The following is a 22,302-nucleotide window of genomic DNA, read 5'->3' on the forward strand; positions in this document are numbered from 1 at the left end:
GGGTATAGCACCGAAAAACGCCCTGAGTTGCGGCGCTGTCACCGAAGATACCCAGGCAATTACTCGCCAGGGCCAGACAAATACTCTGCCGTCATCGATCCCAACGGAATATCCTGTGGCTGGGCGACCGGTGGTCCACGGCTTTCACATTGACATTTAGCGGCGTGCAAACTAAGTTTGGCCCCGCTTTGGAACCCTCCTAAGGCCTGAAACCCAAGGGATCCAGAGGTACAAGAACAGATTTAGGAGTTCGCAATGTCCGATAAGAAAGCGCAGCTGACAGTTGACGGTATCGATGGCGCGATAGAGATGCCGGTACTCTCCGGTACTCTGGGCCCCGATGTCGTCGATATAGGCGACCTGACCAGCAAGGGCTTGTTCACCTACGATCCGGGCTTTGTGTCCACCGCTGCCTGCGAGTCCAAAATCACCTTTATCGACGGTGGCAAAGGCCAACTGCTGCACCGCGGCTACCCCATTGAGCAACTGGCGCAGGAGTCCGACTATCTGGAAACCTGCTACCTGCTGTTGAACGGCGAACTGCCCACCGCCGGGCAGAAGAGCGAATACGTCAACACCATCATGAACCACACCATGGTGCACGAATCCCTGGTGAACTTCTTCAAGGGCTTCCGCTACGATGCCCACCCGATGGCGATGCTGTGCGGCGTGGTCGGCGCACTGGCCTCCTTCTACCACGACTCCCTCGACATCAACGACCCTGAGCACCGCAAGATTTCCGCTCACCGCCTGATCGCCAAGATGCCGACCCTCGCCGCCATGTGTTACAAACACAGCAAGGGCCAGCCTTTCATGTACCCGGACAACAGCCTCGGCTACGCCGCCAACTTCCTGCATATGATGTTCGGCAACCCCTGCGAGCGGAGCAAGATCGATCCGGTAGTGGCCAAGGCCATGGATATCATCTTCCTGCTGCACGCCGACCACGAGCAGAACGCCTCCACCTCCACCGTGCGTCTGGCGGGCTCCTCCGGCGCCAACCCCTTTGCCTGTATTTCCGCCGGTATCGCAGCCCTGTGGGGACCGGCCCACGGCGGCGCCAACGAGGCAGTGGTAAACATGCTGGAGGAGATTGGCGACGAGAGCCGCATCGCTGAATTCGTCCAGCGGGCCAAGGACAAGAGCGATCCCTTCCGTCTCATGGGCTTCGGCCACCGGGTGTACAAAAACTTCGACCCGCGCTCGCGCGTCATGAAGGGCATCTGCGATGAGGTGCTGGGCACCATGGGCGTAGAGAATGACCCGCTGCTGCGTATCGCCAAGAAACTGGAACAGATTGCCCTGGAGGACGAGTACTTCGTCGACAAGAAACTCTACCCCAATGTGGACTTCTACTCCGGGATCATCATGAAGGCAATCGGAATTCCCACCGATATGTTTACGGTAATTTTCGCCACCGGCCGCACCGCAGGCTGGGTTGCCCACTGGAACGAAATGATCTCCAACCCATATAAGATCGGCCGTCCGCGCCAGCTGTATACAGGACACACACAGCGCGACTATGTGCCGCTGGACAAACGCTGACATCGGCGATTACAAAAAAGCCCGGCCATGGCCGGGCTTTTTTGTTGCTGGTGACAAGCTGTAAATTCCCCTTGTCACCGTCCATCCATTCCCTCAGTTACAGCTGGCCACTCCGATATCCTGCCAGACCGAGGCCACTCCCGGCTCCTCGCCCTGAGTCCACCATTTGGCCCGGTAGCGCCGGTCCTTGTGATTGACCTCATCACCGCCGTTGTACACTGCACCCGCACTCCAGGGAACCTCTACATCACTAAACAGCGACCAGTCAGCAGACCCGAAGTCGGGTTCTTTCTGCGTCCAGTAATTTGCCTGCCACACCAGTTGCCGGTGGCTCACCCGATCGCCACCCACATAGGTGGCCCCGGAGTTCCAGGCCGGGTAGTTGCCGGCGTTGGGGTCAGACAGTTCACAACCGCCGCCACCACCGGCGTCAGTCACCAGTACCGCAACGCTGGCAGTGGCCTCATCGGTACCATCGGAGACAGTAACCACAGCGGTAAAGCTGGTATCAGTGCCAACCTGCGGTGCCGTCAGCGTAACCGTAGCGCTGTTGCCATTGGCAATATTGAAGGCGGGCGCACTCCAACTGTAAGAGAGTACATCGCCATCCGCATCGCTGCCCGCAGCAGTAATCTGTACGCTGCCCCCCTCCTGCACAGTGATACCAGAGGGTACCGATACCTGGGGTGGCGTATTGGACTGCGGCGGCAGAAGTGTAACGGTAACAGTGTCTGCATCCGTCGCGGTGCCGTCGTCTACCGTCAACTCAAACACCAGTGCCGCTGCAGAGGAAACTTGCGCGGCGGAAAAGCTCGCCAGGGCACTGTCCGACCCCTGCAGTTCAACCGCAGTACCGCTGACCTGCCGCCAGTTGTAAGTAAGGCTGTCCCCGTCCGCGTCACTGGAAGCACTGCCATCCAGAGTGATACTGGCCGGGGTTGCCACCGACTGATCGGCACCGGCGTCCGCATCCGGGGCCCGGTTATTGGCTCCGTCTCCGTGTCCAAGCCCCTCGTGCATGGCATTGAGAATATCGCCATTGTCCGCGTCGATTTCCCAGGCAAACAGGCCCGCTAAACCGTTGCTGCGCACATAGGCCCCCTTGGCCAATACCGAGGTGGGATCGTCGAAGGAGATCAGATCGCCGTTGGTGGGATTAAAGATATAAGGACCCTGTGCCGTACTGTCATAGTGATACTGGTAACCGCCAGTGGCCAGACGGCCAACGATATCGCGGTAATCCGCCACTCCGGCTTCCCAAGTGCCCGCTACCGGACCGGTGGCGGTGCCAGTCAGGTGGTCGCCGCCGCTCCAGCCCGATACACCGGTCCAACCGCGGCCATACATGGTGGTGCCCACAACCAGCTTGCCCGGCGACACACCCCCACCCAGTAACGTCTGAATGGCAGTGTGGGCGTTGTAGTTGTCGGTGGAATTCCAGGCGGGCGCATACAGTGCCGTGTTGTGACCCAGGACCTGGTTGCTCCAGGCACCGTAGAAGTCATAGGTCATCACAAAAAAGTAATCCATATACTGCTGGACATTGATGTAGTCGACGTCCTCGATCTTGTCGGTGCCGGCTCCGATAGCAGAAGTGAGTTGGTACTGGCGCCCTGTCTCCTGCCCCAGGCCATCGAGCATAGCGCGCAGCTCTTGCATTAACAGGCGATAGGTTTCCCCATCGACAGCGGGGTCGCCGAGATTTGCGTTGGCGCCCTGCCCACCCGGATATTCCCAGTCGATATCGACTCCATCAAAGAACTTCCAGGTACGCAGAAACTCCTCCACCGAGTTCACGAAACGTGTGCGCAATACAGGATCGTCAAAAAAGTAAAAGGGGTCCGACAGTGTCCAGCCACCGATGGAAGGCAGTATCTTGATATCCGGGTATGCCTGTTTCAATTCCATCAACTGGCCAAAGTTGCCCTTGTAGGGATCCGAATAACTCTGCCCGGCCTGGGACTTCTGCAGGGCCGCATAGGGATCGTGAATAGCGACTTTAAAATCCTCCCGCCCCGAGCAGGAGCGCTGCAACGCCTCAAAGCTTCCGGATATTTGCTTGAGGCTGTCGTTGATGCCGTGACCGCCACAAATGGGAATAAAGCCGTAGAGGATATGGGTCAGGTTATAGGCGGGGATCCTGTCCACCGGAAAGCTTCGTCCATAGACACCCCACTCCACAAAATAGGCACCCACCACCGAGCCGCTGCTGTTGGTATAGGGGCGGTTGTTTTCGCCCGCCGTCAATACTATCGGATCGAGATGGCTGCCATCGGTATCGGCCACCTTTATCTCTTTGACCGCCGAAGTGCTGCACCCGGACGCATTGCAGAGGGAAACCTGCAACTGGTACTGCCCACCCTCATCGACGCGCAGGGTGGCGGAGCCCTGCTGAGTGCCACTGCCGGATACCGGCTGCTCCAGTACCTGTTGTCCGTTGAGGAGGTAGCGCACCCGGTCGGCGTCGTCACCGGACCACTTGGTCCAGGCAACCGGCACCTCAGCGTATTCCCTCACCGTCACCAGCTGCTCATAGGCAGTAGCCGCCGCATCGACGTCGATGATGGCGAAACTGCTTTCCATCCAATCAATCTGGGGCGTGCCGGGGGCTGCCATCAGTGGCGTACTGGCCAGGCCCAGCGCCAGCATCAGTGAGCGCCAGCGGAGGGGATTCGTGCACCCCTGGCGTTGATTTTTATATTCCATAGTTTTCACCTTGAACGTTTTATTGTATTTGCGCCAAGCCATCCCCTGGCTAGCCCGCCGCAGTCGGGTTGGGCAAGCGCTGCAATATGACACCGCTATCATTTTTAATGACAGCGATGTCATCAATTTGTCAAATTAAACCCTTGGGGCTGAAAAACCAGTGCCAACAGACGGTTATGAGACGATAGTCACATTCATTTCAAAAAAATGACGCACTATTCATCTTTAAGCGAAAAGACAAGGAACCTGCGTCCGTCACCGGCAAGGCCGTGGCATGAAGAAGAGAAAGCGAAAGGCAATGCGGCGCAACCGTGCAATGAAGTTCAAGGTTGAGCACGCGGAGATTGAAATCCGAAGCAAACAGTCGCCGCACACCCTATGAGGCCGGTTGCGATCACCTCAATCAACCTGCAATCCAATAGATGATCCGTTCTCTTCCGGATTGTCACCCTTGTAAACCCACACAATCGCGTGAAATCCCGGGCAATACGCACTGACAGGTGAAAAAATTCGCAAGGAAAAATGCCGGAAACTGTGACTGACCCGCAAATACCTCTTGATACTTGAACGGCCTTTTGGCCGGCACAAAGAAATAGCGGCCGACACCAGACCGGCCGCTTGGTCCCTCTCTTACTGATCCCTTTGAAGCTGGCTGGAGCCGCACCCGCTGTTCACCTCGCTGAAATCATTCAGACCAGTGGTCACCCGCTGTGGGTCTATTTACGGGATCGCCCAGCCTCCGTTGCGGACCGCTTCTTCTTGCTGCTTCGCCTCTGCGAAGCCCTCCCGGGCAATTACTATGGTAGTGTGCGAGTTTCGGTTTACAAACCTTTTCTTTCACTTTGCACCACAGGTCCTCGCTGCAAAAACTGCTGGCCCATCAACCGTCACTATCACCCTGCCTTACAGAGTGACCATGTGACTGCCCGCGACCGTACCGGCTGGCGAAACAAACTGCACCAGCAGTCTGACCTCAGTCGTTGAGATAGAGGCAGAATACACTTGCGATTCCTGCCGACATGGCCAGCAGGCAAGTACGAACGCGGGGTCCGCATTGCTGACTCTTCAATATGACCTTATTGACCCGGCAACCGAATAAGCAGTCAGGTTAATAAAAATGCCTGTGGGCTGCTCCAGCGTCACAATATGATTTTGGCGTACGTCTTGAATCAGACAAGATAGGGAGCATTTATGGCTATGCAAGCTATCAAACACCTGGGAATCGCATCCCTCTTGACGGCAGGCCTGGTCACCACAGGCTGTGCCAATATGAGCGATACAGACCGGCGTATCGGTACCGGTGCCGGTATCGGCGCTGTGACGGGTGCCATTATTTCCGGCGGACGCCCCGGTGGCACCGCGCTTGGTGCAGTGCTGGGTGCCGGTGCCGGATACCTCTATGACCGGGAAAGGAAAAGGTACTACTACTACGATCGCCACGGCCGCCGCGTCTACCGCTATTGACCCGGAGACCATTTGGTCAAAGCGACACAGGGAAGTGTCGTGGCTAATTTCAAATTCATCACAAGCAATATCTTTGATGATCCATAGCGCCACATAGGGGACTGCGCGCAACAATTGCTCTATTGGTTCAAAAGCCTCTGAATAACCCGCCAGCCACCGTGGCCTTGCTCAAAACATCTCATCCAGTACCGCATTGGCATCAACAATTCCAGTACCGGGGGCGGCTGCCGGCCTGGTCGTGATCAATCAAATACGCTCCAGTTATGCCGGGAATAGGCCGGGAATTTTGAGGGAAATTAGCGTTGCGGTACCGGATAAACGCGGTGGGAACGTTCGGGCACCCTGGCAATAGCCATTGTTTTCATTGACGGCGCCATCAGACCATCGTTAAGGGCGAGTGCGATGCCGTGGGTTGGATTAAAAGCCATATCGCCACCCAAAGCGGTAACCTGTACAGTCGCCCCATACCTACCCATAAAATACTCCAGCAAGTCCCAGGCAGTAAAAAAAGAGTAAGAAAATCACCAAGCATGTCCGGTTTTTTTGCCAGATTCTGTTTTTAAAAGATGAAGCAGCGTAAAGAGTGATCAGCGCCTGTTCCGTTCAGACTATATAGGAGATTAGTATTGTGATAGATATTGGTACAAGAATACTTGTTACTATAGTGATGGCACTTATAGCCAGCTTGTCAATAAGTTACGTGGCACAAGGGCAAACCTCATCTACAAGTATTGGCATTACGTGTCCTGATGGATTTGCCCCCATACCTTCTGGCCTTGCGTGTGCCGCAACCGAGATTGTTTACAAGGCGACGCTAGACGTATCGCCAGAGCAAAATTGCCCTGAAGGATTTGAACGCCATCCAGGGGTACAATTTTGTGTAGCCGCCAACTTAACTTTAGATATCCAAAATGACATTCTTCTTATAATGCAACGCAAGACGGGGGAATGTCCAAAAGGATTTTCGAAGGCAGTAGGATCGACCATTTGCTCCGCAGATGATCTAGTACTCAAGCTTATAGACAATGAAGTAATCTTAGCGACAATTGGCACCAAATGCCCTAAAGGTTTCCACCAGCCCGAAGGCGTACGATTTTGTATTGCCAAAAATCTTGCCGCAGAAACACTTCCACCTCCGCCACCTCCAGCCTGTCCCTTGGGTTTTATCAAGCCACCTGGAGTCCAATTTTGTATCGCGAGCGCTATTCTTTACAAGGATGAAAGCCGCATAAATGATATTATACCACCTATCGGAAACTGCCCAAACGGATGGTATCGACCTAAAGATGTCAACTTTTGCATACCCAGCACTATCGGCGCCTCCTGTGGATCTCAATGTGGCACGAATAATCTCAATGCAATTGATCTGCTAACCAATACCGATGAATACAAAATGAATCCATGTCCAAGCGGGACAATAGAAATATGGTGGGATATGCCTGTTTATGACAGAGATGGTTTGTTTGTCATTGATAGTATTCCAGCCAGATTTTGCTTGCCCGTGGATTTAGAGCCGGCGGGATAATGCTTACAATTCCACCTGAAATATAAATTATGTAGATTTTACCATAGCTTAAACGCCAAGAGCTTACCAACCTGTGCATCTTCTCTGAACATTTAAGGCGCACAGGTTACCTGCAAAAAAAGTTTCAGGTTGACGCAATAGAGATAGACAATTCAAATAAGGTTGGTTTAGGATAAATGACATGAGAATTCATATAGGAAAGTACATTATTAGGTTAATTTTACTTTTTATTTTTTCTTTTTGTAATTCTTCAATTTCTAGCACGGTTTTCGATGATTCAGAGACAGCTTTGCCAATCTATAGTGGCGAAGACTGTAAACAGGGATTTTTTCGCCCACCGGGAATAAAAGAGTGTTTAAATCTGCAGGATGCATTGAGCCCCTATCCATCAATACAGGCACCTGCAGGAGAGTGTCCTACCTATTGGCAACGCTACCAGGAAGGGGGGTTTTGCTTGCCAAGTCACTCAGTTATCTCCTGCGGAAGTACTTATTTTTCTTGTAACGAATCACAAAGTGATATATTGTGGCTAGTACCTAAATTAGTCGATTGCCCCAAAGAATCCCAATTAATAATTGGGAAGTACCCTTCACATGATAGAAGCGGAGAATTATTTTTAACCTATAGACCAGTTTTTCTTTGCCGGGCAGCTGGTCCTCTAGAAAGAACTGATCCACTGTAGGTTTTATCAAAGAGGGCAAGCTTCTCCTTGCGAAACGCAATAGAATCAATTGGAGAATATACTACCCCCAAGGAACCAACTGTTGTCACCTCCAGAACATCACTATTATTATTTAAACGTTCCAAAGCCTGTTGAACACTCTGGACAAGATTATGTGCACCATGACGCTGCAGAAACAAAGGGTGCGAATTCAATACAGTATCAGAGGATTTTAGCAGAGTTATTGCCGAGGCGGGACTGTGTTCTACCTGGATTAGCCCCAGTACTGCTTCGGCTTCAGCGATCATACTATGACCGAAAATGTATTTAGCCTGTCTACTGGCCAAGGCAGACTTGGCCAGTGTCTCTGCTCTGAATAATTCTTTATTTTCGGCTAACAGCACTCTTGCCAAGCCAAGCTGGGCTATGGAGGTACGGACTCCGGTTTCAGGCATTAAATCAAGGGCCTGTGTATAAAGTTGACGGGCCGTCTCCAGGTCTCCTTTTGCCAGCGCCAAAGAAGCAGGCTGACATAGTCCTCGACCCATAATTTTGTCAGTAACCTTTAACGCCTGGAATATCTCTAGCATTTTCGCATAGTGCTGATCTGCAGCATCAAATTCACCTTTGTCTTGCAAAGCGGTACCCAACCAGAGCAAGACAACGGCAATCCTTATATTATCCTGCTGACTTTTCAGGCGCTTGACCCGTAATGCCTGCTGTAAGTATCTTACCGCAGCTTCGAAATCTCCGGTTCGGTGGGACAATATGCCCAAAGCCCGCAGTGTTTCACCTATATATGGGTGATCGACGCCCAATATTTTCTGCTGAATGGATAAAGCCTGCCTACTAAGTTCAGTTGCTTCCTCAAAGCGCTCGAGATCCGTGAGCATAGTAGCCAGGTTATTTAAAGCTATTGTGTAAGAAGAGTGTTGTTCGCCATGGACCAGTTTTTGAATTTTTATTACCTTTCGCATGTGTTCTGTGGCTTCTTCAAAACGGCCCTGATAATGATGTATATTACCTAGTCCATTGAGAGCAACTGCCATTTCATTCTGTCCTCTCGTAGCTTCTTGCGCTAAATGTATTGCCTGCTTAAAATAAAACTTCGCCTTTTCGTAATCACCACGCTTCTGAAATAAATTGGCATATGCATTAATAGTTTCTGCCTGGTTTACTATGGTACTATTAGTTACTGATTGCTGATCAATTTCCTGATAAATCGTAAGACTCTCTTGCAATAGTTTTTCCGACTCCTCATACTGGTTCATGGTACTCAGGCTGATAGCCAATTTGGTCATTGTATCGGCAAGTCTAAGTGAATCAAGGTTAGCCATTTTACGCTGCTGGTCCACAGCTTTCCTCAGGAGCTCGGCACTTTTTTCATACACTCCTTGGCTATAATAAATACTCCCTAATATACCCAGCATATGGCTGCGAATGCCCGGAACTTCCCTAAGGTCGATCTGTATTTTTTCCTCGCCATTTTCCAATAACTGCTGTGCACTGATTTTGTCCAATCCGTACACATTCGGATCTGAGTGCTTAAATATATTCACTAAAAAATTGGATACCTGCTGCGCTTTCTCCGCCTCAAAGACACTTTTTTCTAGCGCCTGTTGAATGCCGCGCGATTGAATTGTTACCGTTACTGCATACCCTATTAGAATACACACAAAAGATACAGATACGGCCAGCGCCCTCCAGTGCCTATAAATATAATTTTGCACTCGATAATGAAAAGCCCCCTGACGAGCAGAAACCAAATTTCCATCCAAATGAGCCTGAATATCTTCAGCAAAATCTCGCACTGAACTATACCTGTGTTCCGGCTCTCTACGCAGAGCCTTCAGAGCAATGGCATCCAGATCACCACGAAGTTTTTTAGCTATATAAGTATCATTATGCAAACCATTTTTGCTTATTACGCTGGGTAATGTGGGACAACTTTCACACATTACTCGAGATAATTCATATAACGATTCCGCCTGGTCACTGAAAGCTTTATGGCCAGTGATCAACTCGTAGAGTATCAAGCCCAACTGGTAAATATCCGTACCGACGGTAACACGCTCATTTTTAATTTGCTCCGGTGCAGCAAACCCTGGCGTCATTACAGATTCACCATTTTGAGTCAAATCTTTTCCAAGTTCATTAGAAAGCAATTTAGCAATACCAAAATCAAGGAGCTTTACCTGTCCTTCACCATCAATCAAAATATTGGACGGCTTGATATCCCGATGTACAACCAGATTCCTATGGGCAAAGCCTAAGACATGGGCAACTTTTATAATCAGGGATAAACGTGCATTCAGATCCAAAGCGCGCTCGCTGCAATAGCGGTGAATGTTCACCCCACGCACGAACTCCATAATAATATAGGGTTGTTGGTTTTCAGTAACGCCGCCGTCGAACAACTGAACAATATTTGGATGATTGAGAGAGGCTAGAGTTTGCTGCTCAAGCTGGAAACGTTTTAGACCCAGCGGTGCGGCTTTACCCTCTCCTATCGGTGTACGAAGTAATTTGACTGCCACCTCCTGTCGGAATTCACCTTCTTGCCGCTCGGCCCGGTATACCACCCCCATGCCACCTCGCCCAATTTCCTCACATAACCTATAAGCGCCCAAGCGATCACCTGTTTTAAGCCGTGGAGACACACAATGCACTTCATCGTTCACAGGCATGGATTTTTCCAGAAATGTTGGCGCCATGCGTTCTGCGTCTAGCAGCAGCTCAATTTCCCGATATAATTGACTGCCTTTTTCACAAATCTGCTGTAGAAAACTATAGCGACTTTCTTCCGGCTGCCGAAGAACTCTACTGAAGATTGTCTGTATTCTTTCCCATCTTTCCTTGGTGAGTTTCATAGGCAATTCGTGGTTTCGCTCAAAAAAAACAATTAAATAAATGTGGCTTAAATTTTGGTTTCCAGTGCCAAAGCCAACAAGGTTTTGGCTTTTTTCCACTTCCGTCTAATAGTACGCTCATTTACATCATATATTTCCGCCAATTCTGTTTCCGTAAATCCCACGAAAAATTTTAACTCAACAAGCTCGACAAGTTGTCTGTCAATTTCTTCCATTTTATATAGGCCCTTATCAATATCCAGTAAGAGATCAAGACTATGATTATCATACACATCAGCTTGTTGTAGCTTTCCTGTATAAGTAACTCGAGTCGCATTTCCCCCACGCTTCTGGGCTTGCTTATATTCTGAATAATTGATCAGTATTTGACGCATAGCCTTAGCACATAACAAAAAAAAATGTTGCTTGTTATTTATGCTTGCGTGCGGGAAACTATCGTGCAATTTAAGATAGGCTTCATGCAATAAATCGGTCGTTTGCATGGTCTCGATAGACCATGTCTTTTTCAATTGATTATGAGCCAAACGCTTCAATTCTTGGTAAAAATCTGGAAAAATCTGCGCCAGATTATTCTCTGAAATTTCTGAACAATTTTCTTTAAACTGAAATATGCTATTAGTAGCATCCATTCTAAATCTCCTGGGAAATTGACAAAATGACCATCAAAGCGTTACGAACTTTTTTTAACCGACTGAAATCAGTAATCATTTGCAGAACAGAATTGGGGTGAAACGCCCAAAAAAAGGTTTGTTACAATTCACCCAGTTTTATATACTCTTAAGGTAGTTTTTTATTTTCCTATTTTTGGTATATATTCAGATCATCCATGCCAACTGCGCTAACGCATTAGACTATGAAATAGCTTTTGAACGTATTTCTTTTCACCTAAAGGGTTAAAGAAATATGAAAATTTTTACTTAGCTTCGGGGAGGAGGATCACTAATAACCTGTAAATATAGCCCCTCATTTTACAAGCTTTGGCTAACTCAGCTCTCGCTTAATGGAAATACTAAAATAAAGCTTCGGCCACTTCTGTGCAACGTTTGAGTTCTCGCCTTTGACAGCTACCTCAGGACTAATGATACATTATAACTTTATTAACGTATGATTGGTGTTCACTCTTTTCACATAATCTCTGAGATACCTCTAGGTAACTTGTCAATCAATATAGTTCCATGAGAATTTTCTATTATAGGCTTAAGTTGGTCACCGTACCCCTGAAAACTACTTATTTATTCGTCTTATTGAACCTGTCTATCCTTAGATTCTAGGTACACTGACCCCAGACTACAGATACCCTAAACCACAGAGTCGTTTTACTAATCGGATATTTAATATAACTGACTACTGCTCTTTTCAAACCAAAATAGCGAAGCCTGCTGAAACCAAATGTCCGCTTAATATAGAATAATAGATGCTGCAGCTTTGTGCTTTTGCCGGCCTTGCTCATTTGAACTCGCTCTATGACCATTTCTCCTCAATCTATGTCTCTAGAACAAGCCCAATGGGCCCCATTTACAATATGCCAGTGTAAATTACTTGAAGGTAGCGCCTCTACGGTTTTCGCACTGATATTGCCTGTTTCTTTCAGACGCATTTTTTCTCGCTGTGGGGATACTATAAATCAGTAGGGCACATTAGCTACACCAATGTGCAGCATGTGTCAAAAATGCCATGCATGGATTTTTTGTATCTGCAGTATTTCGACTCACACTCAGTCGCCCTACTCTTGCGTTGAACTCAGGGCTGACATGGTGGCAGCACCCACAATACAGTCCTCTTCGCAAAATCAGATTGTATCAATCTCAGCGTTGGCTGATCTTGTTAAATACTATCTTGTCAAGCTGGTGGGGGGAGGCCAGGATCCATGGATCGTCGTGCTCCCGGCCCAGTCGAATGCCGCTAAAGCAACGCACCCGATCTATTTCATACAAGACTTCTTTAAAAGCAGAATCGCTTAAATTGCGAGCTAATCGTACAATTTAGATACACAGCCTGGTACCCCAAAAACGAGCACCAATCTATCCCGCCAAGGACAGGAAAGCCTTTGCTGTCTTTTTGCCGCCGGGCCCCGACACGCCTGGTAGGTCTTCTCCTACGCATTTTTTGGCAACTGTCGCCTCAGAAACCCGCACAGTGTGAAAAATGTCTCAACAATGGCACAGAATTGGCGTTTGCATGTAATTTTGTCGTGTAACCCATGAACGATGACGGCAAAATTGCCCCCGGGAATCAAAGCCCCCGATTCGAGCATCACCATAGCCCGAGAACAACAAAGTAAGAGTCCACATTCATGTTCCGTATTTTCTCCAACAAGTCGCGCCACGACGATGACTCCCGACGTGACCGCGATTCCCGTGACACCTCTTCTGGGTCGACCGGTCGCACCATCAGCTACGACCCCAGCTTGATCACCGACCTTAAAAGAGACCACCATGACCTGGTGGATGCTTTTCAACGCATTTGGTCAGAGGGCTACGAGAAAAGGGATTTCCGCCACCTGTCCCAACTGCTGACCGCCTTTAAATCCAGTTTCCAGGCACACCTGATCAAGGAAAATGTCCGCTTTTACGTCTACCTGGAGCAGGCCCTGGCAGGGGATATACACACGCTGCAGATCGTTAAGGACTTTCGTACTGATATGAACGACATCGCCAATGCGGTGGTGCAGTTCTGCAAGCGCTACAACCACGAAGCCTTTTCGCAGGAAATGATCCGGGACTTCAAACTGGATTACGACAAGATCGGCGAGGCCCTGGTGCGCCGGGTCACTCTGGAAGAGAAGGAACTCTATACCCTCTACCAACCTTCCTGACTCGCGTCGGCGCCACGGCGCCGTTCGCCAGTCGTATTAATTCTATCCCCTCAAGCGGAGGTTTTTCTCTTTTCTCGATTATCGTTAGGCGTTAGAATCCACAAAAATAAAAATTTTAAGAATAAAAATGCTGATGTGGTTCACTTACTTTTTGTCGCCAGCCAGGGCGCAGCGTAACAATTCCACTGGGGTTGAGACGTGGCGGGGCCCGTAACCGAATCCCGGCAGGGAGCCGGACGGCACAGTGTCGAAAAAGATCCGGCCTACCCCATCTACGTTGTGGTTGGGACAGGCCCTGTAGGCGTGCGCTGCGCACAAAAGCTGCTTCAGTACAGCAGTGAAGCCCAGGTGATTGTGATAGGTGCTGAAGATGAAGCCCCCTACAATCGTGTACGCTTGTCGCAGTACCTTTACCAGGACCTGTCTCCCCAGGAACTGGACAACCCGGTGGGCACCGAACCCCATCCGCGCCTGGCGGAATTCAGAAACCGCCGCGTGGTCCGCATCGACCGGACCTCCCGCCAGATAGTCGATCAGCAGGGCAATACCCAGCCCTACACCAAACTCATACTCGCTACCGGCTCAGTACCTTCTATCCCCCCAATCCCCGGCATTCAGTTAAACCGGATAATGCCGTTTCGCAGCCTCAGCGATGCCCGCTCCCTGTTGGAACTGCGGCAGACCAGCCGCTGCATTTGTGTGGTGGGTTCCGGGGCTCTGGGTCTTGAGGCAGCCGCCGCCCTCAAGACCCGCAACAATCGTGTGGTATTGCATGTTCGCGCCGGTCTGCTTGGTGGCCGCCTCAGCGATGAAGCGGAGTCTTACCTTACCGATGCCCTGGAAACCCTGCGCATAGAGCTGCTCCCCGAGGTAGAGATAGTGGGATTTCACGGCTCGGACCGGGTAAAACAGGTGGAATTTTCCGATGGCCACCGGCTCGATGCCGATGCCGTGGTACTCTGCACCGGCGTCGAACCGGAAACCGCACTGGCCGAAACCTGTGGCCTGAACACCGACCGCGGCATACTGGTATCGCCGCGCATGCAGACCAGTGACCCGGATATTTACGCCATCGGTGAATGTGCGGAATTCGAGCGCAAGGTCTATCAACTGGTCAAGCCCGGCTATCAGCAGGCGGAAATCTGCAGCCGGCATATCTGCACCCCCGACGGGGGCAGCGAGAAAGACAGCCAAGAGTCGCACTATGTCGGTTGCCAGACCGATATGGAACTGAAGATCTCCCATATTCCCTGCAGTATCCTCGGCGATGATACCGCTGTCACCGACGCGGAAACCCGGCGGTACGTCTACCGCAACCGATTCAAAGGCCTTTTCCGGGAACTGGTGGTCCGGCGGGGCCTGCTTATCGCTGTCACCAGCATTGGCGCCTGGCCGGAGATCAACCGGGTGCGGCAGTCCATCGCCGCCGCGGACAGAATTTCATCCCGCGCTCTGGCCAGGTTCGAACAGAGCGGCAACCTGTGGCAGCGGGGAGATCCCGCAAGCCTTAAAGAGCAACCGGAAAGCTACCTGGTGTGCCAGTGCAACGGCGTGACCAAAGGCGAATTGTGCGCAGCCATTTCCGCCGGCAAGCGCACTCTGCAGGAACTCCAGCTGGCCACTGATGCCGGGTCCGTGTGCGGCAGTTGCCGGCCATTGATCGCCGAGCTGCTGGATGTTCCGGCTCCAAATCTGGTGATGCGGCACGCGCGGGGGATTCTGTTTACTTCAATACTGTCACTGGCACTGATAGTGATCGCGCTTCTGCTGCCAGCCACACCCGTGACCGAAAGCGTCCAGTCCCACTGGTACTGGAACAAACTCTGGTATGACAATTTCTGGAAGCAGGTCAGTGGCTATACGCTGCTCTCCCTCTGTCTGCTGACAGCAAGCCTCAGCCTGCGCAAACGCTGGCAGCGGCTAAAAACCGGACACATGGATCACTGGCGTTATGTACACAGCCTCATCGGTCTGCTGGCGCTGCTGGTGCTGGTTGTTCACACAGGCTTCCGCCTGGGGGAAAACCTTAACCTCGCCCTGATGCTGGTGTTTCTCGCCGCAACCACTACCGGCTCACTGGTGGGTGTGTTTATGGCGCGAAACCACCACTGGACCGATATGAAACTGCGTGAACACCGCAAGTGGTGGTCGCGTGTGCACTACGCATTACTCTGGGCACTGCCCGTGTTGCTGTTCTACCACATACTGGCGGTGTACTACTTCTAAATGAAAAAGTTGCAGTTCAAATTCTGGCATTACGGTGTACTGATAACTCTGCTGATTGGCGCCGTTATCGCCTACAACCTCGAAGCTTCGGACAAAACTTTCTTTCTCGGCGGTGCCACCAGCCACGGGCACCACCAGATTGAACTGGCTTGTACCAGCTGTCATGGAGATGGCTTTGCCGGCCAGGATTTCATGCAGCAGGCCTGTCTGAACTGTCACGCCAACGAGCTGACCACGGCCAACGACAGCCACCCCGGCAAGAAATTCCTCGACCCGCGCAATGCCCCTCTGTTGGCAAAACTGGATGCCCGCCGCTGTGTCACCTGTCATACCGAACACAAGCCGGAAATCACTGGGGCCATGGGTGTCACCCTCGCGGGCGACTTCTGTTTCCATTGCCACCGGGATATCGCCAGCGACAGGCCCAGCCATCGGGACCTGGATTTTGCTACCTGTGCCAGCGCCGGCTGCCACAACTATCACGACAACCGCTATCTCTACGAAGATTTCCTTACCCGGCAGCTGCACCCCAGCCTTCCGGCACCGGTCAACCATCTGCCGGTGCGTAACAGCCTGGCCAAGTGGCGCGAGGAAAACCCGGATAAAACACCACTGACCGGTTCGGATGCGGACCTGCATACACAGGCGGACACGGCGAATATCATCGCCGCCTGGTCGGATAGTTCGCACGCCCTGGCCGCTGTCAATTGCAGCGACTGTCACCAGGAGGGAAAGGTCCAGTTCAACACTGCGGAAATCCTGTCTCAATGCGGTCAGTGCCACTCGCAGCAAGAGCAGGCGTTCACCGCCGGCAAGCACGGCATGCGGTTGTCGGCCAGCCTCCCCGGGGATTTTTCCCTCAATACCGGCAACATCTCCCCTGCCAAAGCCACACTGCCCATGAAGGCCGACGCCCCTGGGGAGCTGAGTTGCGTCAGTTGCCACGGGCCCCATAAAACAGATACGCGCTATGCGGCTGTAGAGGCCTGTCTCGGCTGTCACGACGATGAACACAGCCTCGCCTATCGCCAGTCGGCCCATTTCCGCCAGTGGAGGGATAACAGTCCCGATGGGGTCAGCTGCGCCAACTGCCATCTGCCGCGGGAAACCCATAAGGAAAGGGTGACAGTCAACCACAACCAGAATCACAACCTGCGACCCAACGAAAAGATGCTGCCGGTGTGCCTGAGCTGCCACGAAATTGAATTTGCGGTGTCGGCCCTGGCCAGCAAACCCCTGGTGCGCGGTAATTTCAGCACTATGCCACCCGCAAGCCACGACACCTTTCAACTTATTCGCGATCGCATCGCGCGGATCCGGTCCAATTAGAGCCAGATGAATCCAGCAATGTCCCATTAGGAGGGGAAAACCATGCGCACCTTTGTCTACATCATTGTCGCGGCGGTATCACTGCTCACAGCCTGCTCTGAAACAAGCGGAGTCACCCCACAGAGAATGTCCGATGCGATTTTTGCCGTGATCGAGGCCGACCGGACCAGCTATACGAAAAATGTGGTCAACCGCCTACAGAACGACGAAAAAGTCATCGATGCGGACGAGCATTGGCAAGACAAAAAGGCACTGCCCCTACCGGCCCAAATGATGCGTATGGGGTCTGAGCGGGTGGCGGAACAGAAAGCCGGGTTTAACTATGCCCTGCTCTCCCTGTGGGCGATCAACAAGCAGAACAAACCCCGCACAGACATGGAGAAAGAGGGACTGCAATTCATCATTGACAATCCCGGTAAAAATTTCTACGGCACCGAGAAACTGGGGGATACTGAATATTTCACCGCTGTCTATCCGGATGTGGCCGTATCCCCCGCTTGTGTCAGCTGCCACAACGACCATGTGGACAGTCCGCGCAAGGATTTCGAATTGGGAGAGACTATGGGGGGCGTGGTAATCCGTATACCTCTCTGAATAACTAGGGCCTGTCCGCACTAACTGAGCAAACTCAGCTAGTGTGAACAGGCCCTAACCCGGCAACTCACTAAGTTGCCGGATAATAGCTTCATATTCGCCGCCATACCGACCCCGGGCCAGCCGAAGGCCCGGACAAGGGACACCGGAAATTATCCACCCGGGTGTCAGTCGACAGACCAGCCACGCCGATCAAAACCCATCCTCCAATGGCGGCCAGACCATCAAACCCACCTTCCACAGACACAAAGTGATCAGCGAGGAAATTCAGGGCAATTGCAATCCCTAGCAGGTAGTGCACACTGGCCCACCCGGCTGTTGGTTTTTCAGGCAGGAGGAAAGGTTACACAATATTCCCCTTGGCTCTGGACCCGCAGGAACCGGAGCGAAACCTGCAACCTGCAAGCCATTGCCAGACGGGCAGGTTACTGAAAAAGCCCGCAAGAGCCGCAGTTGGTGCTATCGGGTAAAAGGCACCGGCCAACGGGTTTTCTGGGATCGCGAGCCGATACCCTGGGGGCACGCAAAAAATAACGCCATGGGAAGAGGAGAACATACATGACGGTTATAGAGCACCTAATCAACGGCAAAAGGATGGCCCCGGACCCACGCCAGCAGCCTATTTTCAATCCCTCCACCAATGAGGAGCTGGCGAATGTCGCCCTGGCCAGTAGGGCCACCGTCGAGCAGGCCATTGCCACCGCCCAGGCCAGCTATCCCTCCTGGCGCCAAGTACCGCCCGTAAAGCGCGCGCGGATTATGTTCCGGCTCAAGGATCTGCTGGAACGGAATGCGGACAAGATCTGCGCTCTGCTGACGCGGGAACACGGGAAGGTTTTGAACGATGCCATGGGTGAATTGCAGCGGGGCATAGAGAATGTGGAATATGCCTGCGGCGTACCCGAGCTGCTCAAAGGTGAACACAGCAGGGATGTGGCGCCGGGTATCGACGCCTGGAGCGAGTTCCAGCCATTAGGGGTCTGCGCCGGCATCACCCCATTCAATTTTCCTGCCATGGTGCCGCTGTGGATGTGGCCCATGGCGATCGCCTGCGGCAACACCTTTGTACTGAAACCCTCGGAGAGGGACCCCAGTGCCGCCCTGTTTATCGCTGAACTGGGACTGGAAGCCGGCATCCCCCCCGGAGTGCTCAATGTTGTCAACGGCGACAAAGAGGCCGTGGATACGCTATTGACTGATGAGAGGGTTCAGGCGGTGAGTTTCGTCGGCTCCACACCGGTCGCCGAGCACGTCTATACCACCGGCACCGCCAATGGCAAACGGGTACAGGCGTTCGGAGGTGCCAAGAATCACGCGGTGATTATGCCCGACGCCGACCTGGACAATGCGGTCAGCTCACTGATGGGTGCCGCTTACGGCTCCTGTGGCGAACGCTGTATGGCCATATCCGTTGCCGTTGTCGTGGGTGACACCACGGCGGACATAGTGGTTGCAAAGCTATCCGAGGAGATAACCCGGCTAAAGATCGGCGACGGCATGGACAACCGCAATGACATGGGTCCATTGGTGAGTCGCGCCCTCAAGGAAAAAGTGGAATCCTATATTGCCCAAGGTGTCGAAGAGGGTGCTGAGCTGGCGGTTGACGGCCGCGGCGTGCAGGTGCCCGGCTTTGGCAACGGCAATTTCTTGGGTGCCAACCTGTTTGATCGCGTCCGCGAGGGAATGGTTGTGCACAGGGATGAAATCTTCGGACCGGTGCTGTGCGTGATGCGCGTTGACTCCCTGCAGGAAGCCATGGATATTATAGATCGCCATCAATACGGCAATGGGACCTGTATCTACACCCGTGACGGCGAGGCGGCACGTTACTTCAGCGACAATATCAAGATAGGCATGGTAGGCATCAATGTGCCACTACCGGTGCCCGTGGCCTACCAGAGCTTCGGTGGCTGGAAACACTCCCGCTTCGGTGATCTGCACGCCTATGGTCCCGACTCGGTACGTTTCTATACCCTGCGCAAAACCATCACCCAGCGCTGGCCCGCCGGTGGTGTAAGGGAGAGTGCACAATTTTCCTTTCCCAGCCACAGTTAAAGCGGGGCATAGCCCCGCTTTCTTCTCCTATGGCAACAACCACCAAACATGAAAAAAGGCGCCACAGCGCCTTTTTTCATCGGTGGCTAAGCGTTAAAACTTATAGCCGATGCCTATGTTCCACAACCAGGGGTCCGGATCAAACTTGGTCCTTACCGAGTTGTAAAACAGACGCTCCTCGTCATCGTTGGTCAAACCGCGGACCGCATAGTCCAGATCCGCCGTCAGATCCATATCGAGGTATATTGCGGACGCATTCACCAGCCAGTTGCTGTCGCGCCCAAATAGGATGTCAATCCCTACCTGGCCGACCCAGCCCCAGCTGCTGCCCACACTCAAGCGTGCGGGGCCGACAGCGTCGCCCACAACAGCCAGCGCTTCGTTGACAGGCTCTCTGACCCGGACACTGTCGAAGTCCGTGTAATGGGTTCCGATACCCACATAGGGTTGAACCCAGGACTCCGGACATACCGGGAACCAGTTCACCGTCAACACGTTGGTGGTGCGATCCAAATCATTCAAGCGGAAATTGCGGCGGAAGCCGTCGTTTACAAAATTGTCCACTCGAATGTCGGTATCATGGCTGGATTCACCAACATACATATACTCGACGCTAAAGTGGTCAAATGGCATGAACATAGCGCTGAACTGCCAGGACCACTCGGAGTCCAAGTCGAAGTCAAACCCGCGCCGGCCATCCACAACGAACTCCGGAAAAATATCCGGATTTCTCAGGCTTGCGTTGGTGTTGTCTGGATCCACATAGCTACCACCCAAGCGGACCACCGCAGTACCGGCATGGTACAGCTTCGGCGGACCGACTGGCTCATAGCCGGAAGGTCCCGCCAGCACCTGCTGTGTTCCGAGCGTAGCGGATACAGCCAGTGCCAGGGGTGTTAGAATGCGCGTCATTTTCATAGAAAAAACTCCATTGATATTCGGCAAATTGAACAGCAATTAACCCAATCAACCTTCAGTCTAGACAGGAAAAAAAACGGCTGTAGAAAAAACACCCAAAAATAAAGCTGTAAATTGGAAGATCAGCGTAAAATTGACGTGTAAATTCTTTTTATGGCGGAATAATCTTTGGATAGAGTAATCAGTGGAATTTCCAAAGAGGGAAAAAACCGACGAAGAAATTAAAGCAGCCGCCAGCAACCTGATAACACCGGCGAAAACAGCTTTTTAATGGTGAAAGCCGCGCTAAATTCCGGCGGCAAAACAAGTCCGATGGCGGGAGGATACGGCGTTTATTTTTGCCCTTTTTCCCCGCCCAGGCACTGCGGGCTCAGTGGCGCCTCTCCCCCCCACTCCTCGGGGCTATATAGATGCAGCGCCAGGGCATGGACAAAAGTCTCCATCTCCGCTGCCAAGGCCGCATATACCAGCTGGTGGCGCTTGACTTTGCGCACCCCGGCAAAAGTCTCGCTCACCAGTACCACGCGAAAATGCATCTCCGACCCCGCCGGAACATTGTGCATATGGCTTTCGCATTGCACCTCAATGTGCTGTGGTGCAAAAGCGGCAACCAACTTCTCTTCTATCTGTTCGGCCTGGCTCATTTAAGGACACTCCCCGTCTCAACCGCCTGAAGGCGATCAGGACGTGACTTCGACACTGCGCTTGCGCGCCTCCACGATGGTGTCATACGCCACCGTGATACTCTTCATCTGGTCTTCTGCATAGCGCATAAATTCTTCCGGCAGGCCCTTGGCGGCGATCTTGTCCGGGTGAAATTCAGCCGCTTTGCGCCGGTAGGCGAGCTTCAAATCGCGATCGCTGGTGTCCGGACTGCAGCCCAGAACGTCGTAGTGTTGCTGCAGACTGCCGGCCGCCGCCGGGGCGCGCCGGTCGAATTCCGCCTGCATGGCGGCAAACAGGGATTCGCTCAGCCCCAGATAGGATGGAAGACGGCGTAGAATAGCCTCCTCGCTGGCATGCAGGGTGCCGTCCGCATAGGCCACCGCAAACAACAGGCGGTAGACCATCTCCCGCATACCCTGATTGCGCACCAGCTGGTGATACTGCTGTGCATACTCGTAGATGCTGAAGGAGTCGTTTTTGGCGTTGTCAAAAATCTTGATCGCCTGCTTGCGATCCTCGGCGCTCAAACGCAGGTTATCCTGGATAAAACGCTCGATCAGCTGGATCTCAGCCGTAGAGACCTGCCCGTCCGCCTTGGCCATCTTCGCCAGCATGGAAAACAGGGTAACGATGAAAACCGTCTGGGCGCCATCCCGGCCCAGCTGCCCGGCACCAGCGGTCACACGCTTCACGCCCGAGCCAAATGAACCGCCTATCCAGGCACCCAGGGCCGCGCCGATAGGCCCGCCAAACACCAGGCCTATTCCAGCGCCAATGCCCGCACCCAACCAGGACATACTCTCTCCCATGGGCGTGCGTGAACGCCCGACAGAACAAAAAGGCGCCTATCATAGCACGCATCCGCCACAATCCAGCAGGTGGCCAGACAGTCGGATGGAATCGTCGCAGTTTCGTCCCAGACGGGGCC

15 protein-coding genes are annotated in these 22,302 nt (G+C 52.5%); 8 read left to right on the forward strand and 7 right to left on the reverse strand.

Annotation, left to right across the window (positions count from 1 at the left end):
* Window positions 1–255: 255 nt before the first annotated feature.
* Window positions 256–1,545, forward strand: a complete 1,290-nt coding sequence (gltA, locus tag ABVT36_RS14240) for a citrate synthase (RefSeq protein ID WP_367150025.1) — start codon at window positions 256–258, stop codon at window positions 1,543–1,545.
* Between the two features lie 93 nt (window positions 1,546–1,638).
* Here gltA and ABVT36_RS14245 read toward each other — a convergent pair whose 3' ends face one another.
* On the reverse strand, window positions 1,639–4,251 hold the full coding sequence (locus ABVT36_RS14245; RefSeq protein WP_368457134.1) for a glycosyl hydrolase family 18 protein: 2,613 nt from the start codon (window positions 4,249–4,251) through the stop codon (window positions 1,639–1,641).
* A gap of 1,197 nt (window positions 4,252–5,448) precedes the next feature.
* Here ABVT36_RS14245 and ABVT36_RS14250 point away from each other — a divergent pair.
* Window positions 5,449–5,715 (forward strand): glycine zipper 2TM domain-containing protein, encoded by a 267-nt coding sequence (locus ABVT36_RS14250; RefSeq protein WP_368457135.1) that lies wholly within the window; start codon window positions 5,449–5,451, stop codon window positions 5,713–5,715.
* Between the two features lie 296 nt (window positions 5,716–6,011).
* Here ABVT36_RS14250 and ABVT36_RS14255 read toward each other — a convergent pair whose 3' ends face one another.
* The gene (locus tag ABVT36_RS14255; RefSeq protein WP_367150022.1) at window positions 6,012–6,191 is read right to left on the reverse strand and encodes a hypothetical protein; all 180 of its coding nucleotides are present in this window, start codon (window positions 6,189–6,191) and stop codon (window positions 6,012–6,014) included.
* Between the two features lie 152 nt (window positions 6,192–6,343).
* On the opposite strand from ABVT36_RS14255, the gene ABVT36_RS14260 reads away from it, so the two are divergent.
* Complete coding sequence (locus tag ABVT36_RS14260) at window positions 6,344–7,240, forward strand: hypothetical protein (protein ID WP_368457136.1); 897 nt, start codon at window positions 6,344–6,346, stop codon at window positions 7,238–7,240.
* Window positions 7,241–7,861: 621 nt separating this feature from the next.
* Here the strand turns inward: ABVT36_RS14260 and ABVT36_RS14265 are convergent.
* Window positions 7,862–10,771 carry a tetratricopeptide repeat protein gene (locus ABVT36_RS14265; RefSeq protein ID WP_368457137.1) on the reverse strand — a complete coding sequence of 970 codons (2,910 nt, stop codon included), beginning with the start codon at window positions 10,769–10,771 and terminating at the stop codon, window positions 7,862–7,864.
* Window positions 10,772–10,818: 47 nt separating this feature from the next.
* A complete protein-coding gene (locus tag ABVT36_RS14270; RefSeq protein WP_368457138.1) occupies window positions 10,819–11,400 on the reverse strand; it encodes an ECF-type sigma factor in 582 nt (193 codons plus the stop codon).
* Between the two features lie 1,664 nt (window positions 11,401–13,064).
* On the opposite strand from ABVT36_RS14270, the gene ABVT36_RS14275 reads away from it, so the two are divergent.
* The 5 genes from ABVT36_RS14275 (at window position 13,065) to ABVT36_RS14295 (ending at window position 19,790) form a co-directional block, all read left to right on the forward strand.
* On the forward strand, window positions 13,065–13,586 hold the full coding sequence (locus tag ABVT36_RS14275) for a hemerythrin domain-containing protein (RefSeq protein WP_367150018.1): 522 nt from the start codon (window positions 13,065–13,067) through the stop codon (window positions 13,584–13,586).
* Window positions 13,587–13,784: 198 nt separating this feature from the next.
* Window positions 13,785–15,812, forward strand: a complete 2,028-nt coding sequence (locus ABVT36_RS14280) for an FAD-dependent oxidoreductase (protein ID WP_368457139.1) — start codon at window positions 13,785–13,787, stop codon at window positions 15,810–15,812.
* Entirely contained in the window at window positions 15,813–17,141 is a 1,329-nt protein-coding gene (locus tag ABVT36_RS14285; protein WP_368457140.1) for a cytochrome c3 family protein, read from the forward strand.
* Between the two features lie 42 nt (window positions 17,142–17,183).
* A complete protein-coding gene (locus ABVT36_RS14290; RefSeq protein WP_367150015.1) occupies window positions 17,184–17,735 on the forward strand; it encodes a DUF3365 domain-containing protein in 552 nt (183 codons plus the stop codon).
* A 558-nt stretch (window positions 17,736–18,293) separates the two neighbouring features.
* Entirely contained in the window at window positions 18,294–19,790 is a 1,497-nt protein-coding gene (locus ABVT36_RS14295; RefSeq protein WP_368457141.1) for a CoA-acylating methylmalonate-semialdehyde dehydrogenase, read from the forward strand.
* Window positions 19,791–19,883: 93 nt separating this feature from the next.
* On the opposite strand, the gene ABVT36_RS14300 is transcribed toward ABVT36_RS14295, so the two are convergent.
* The 3 genes from ABVT36_RS14300 to djlA all read right to left on the reverse strand — a co-directional run bounded on the left by ABVT36_RS14300 (window position 19,884) and on the right by djlA (window position 22,171).
* Window positions 19,884–20,708: an OmpW family protein gene (locus ABVT36_RS14300; RefSeq protein ID WP_367150012.1), complete on the reverse strand. Its 825-nt coding sequence runs from the start codon at window positions 20,706–20,708 to the stop codon at window positions 19,884–19,886.
* Between the two features lie 332 nt (window positions 20,709–21,040).
* Window positions 21,041–21,352, reverse strand: coding sequence for a BolA family protein (locus tag ABVT36_RS14305; protein WP_368457142.1), 312 nt, complete (start codon window positions 21,350–21,352; stop codon window positions 21,041–21,043).
* A 36-nt stretch (window positions 21,353–21,388) separates the two neighbouring features.
* Window positions 21,389–22,171, reverse strand: a complete 783-nt coding sequence (djlA, locus tag ABVT36_RS14310) for a co-chaperone DjlA (RefSeq protein WP_368457143.1) — start codon at window positions 22,169–22,171, stop codon at window positions 21,389–21,391.
* Window positions 22,172–22,302 lie beyond the last annotated feature (131 nt).

The organism is Microbulbifer sp. TYP-18, from assembly GCF_040932045.1.
Lineage (GTDB): Bacteria > Pseudomonadota > Gammaproteobacteria > Pseudomonadales > Cellvibrionaceae > Microbulbifer.

Bases quoted from the DNA above. Each gene is read 5' to 3' on its own strand.
- gltA (WP_367150025.1), top strand. From the start codon at position 256: ATGTCCGATAAGAAAGCGCAGCTGACAGTTGACGGTATCGATGGCGCG.
- ABVT36_RS14245 (WP_368457134.1), bottom strand. From the start codon at position 4,251: ATGGAATATAAAAATCAACGCCAGGGGTGCACGAATCCCCTCCGCTGG.
- ABVT36_RS14250 (WP_368457135.1), top strand. From the start codon at position 5,449: ATGCAAGCTATCAAACACCTGGGAATCGCATCCCTCTTGACGGCAGGC.
- ABVT36_RS14255 (WP_367150022.1), bottom strand. From the start codon at position 6,191: ATGGGTAGGTATGGGGCGACTGTACAGGTTACCGCTTTGGGTGGCGAT.
- ABVT36_RS14265 (WP_368457137.1), bottom strand. From the start codon at position 10,771: ATGAAACTCACCAAGGAAAGATGGGAAAGAATACAGACAATCTTCAGT.
- ABVT36_RS14270 (WP_368457138.1), bottom strand. From the start codon at position 11,400: ATGGATGCTACTAATAGCATATTTCAGTTTAAAGAAAATTGTTCAGAA.
- ABVT36_RS14275 (WP_367150018.1), top strand. From the start codon at position 13,065: ATGTTCCGTATTTTCTCCAACAAGTCGCGCCACGACGATGACTCCCGA.
- ABVT36_RS14285 (WP_368457140.1), top strand. From the start codon at position 15,813: ATGAAAAAGTTGCAGTTCAAATTCTGGCATTACGGTGTACTGATAACT.
- ABVT36_RS14290 (WP_367150015.1), top strand. From the start codon at position 17,184: ATGCGCACCTTTGTCTACATCATTGTCGCGGCGGTATCACTGCTCACA.
- ABVT36_RS14295 (WP_368457141.1), top strand. From the start codon at position 18,294: ATGACGGTTATAGAGCACCTAATCAACGGCAAAAGGATGGCCCCGGAC.
- ABVT36_RS14300 (WP_367150012.1), bottom strand. From the start codon at position 20,708: ATGAAAATGACGCGCATTCTAACACCCCTGGCACTGGCTGTATCCGCT.
- ABVT36_RS14305 (WP_368457142.1), bottom strand. From the start codon at position 21,352: ATGAGCCAGGCCGAACAGATAGAAGAGAAGTTGGTTGCCGCTTTTGCA.
- djlA (WP_368457143.1), bottom strand. From the start codon at position 22,171: ATGTCCTGGTTGGGTGCGGGCATTGGCGCTGGAATAGGCCTGGTGTTT.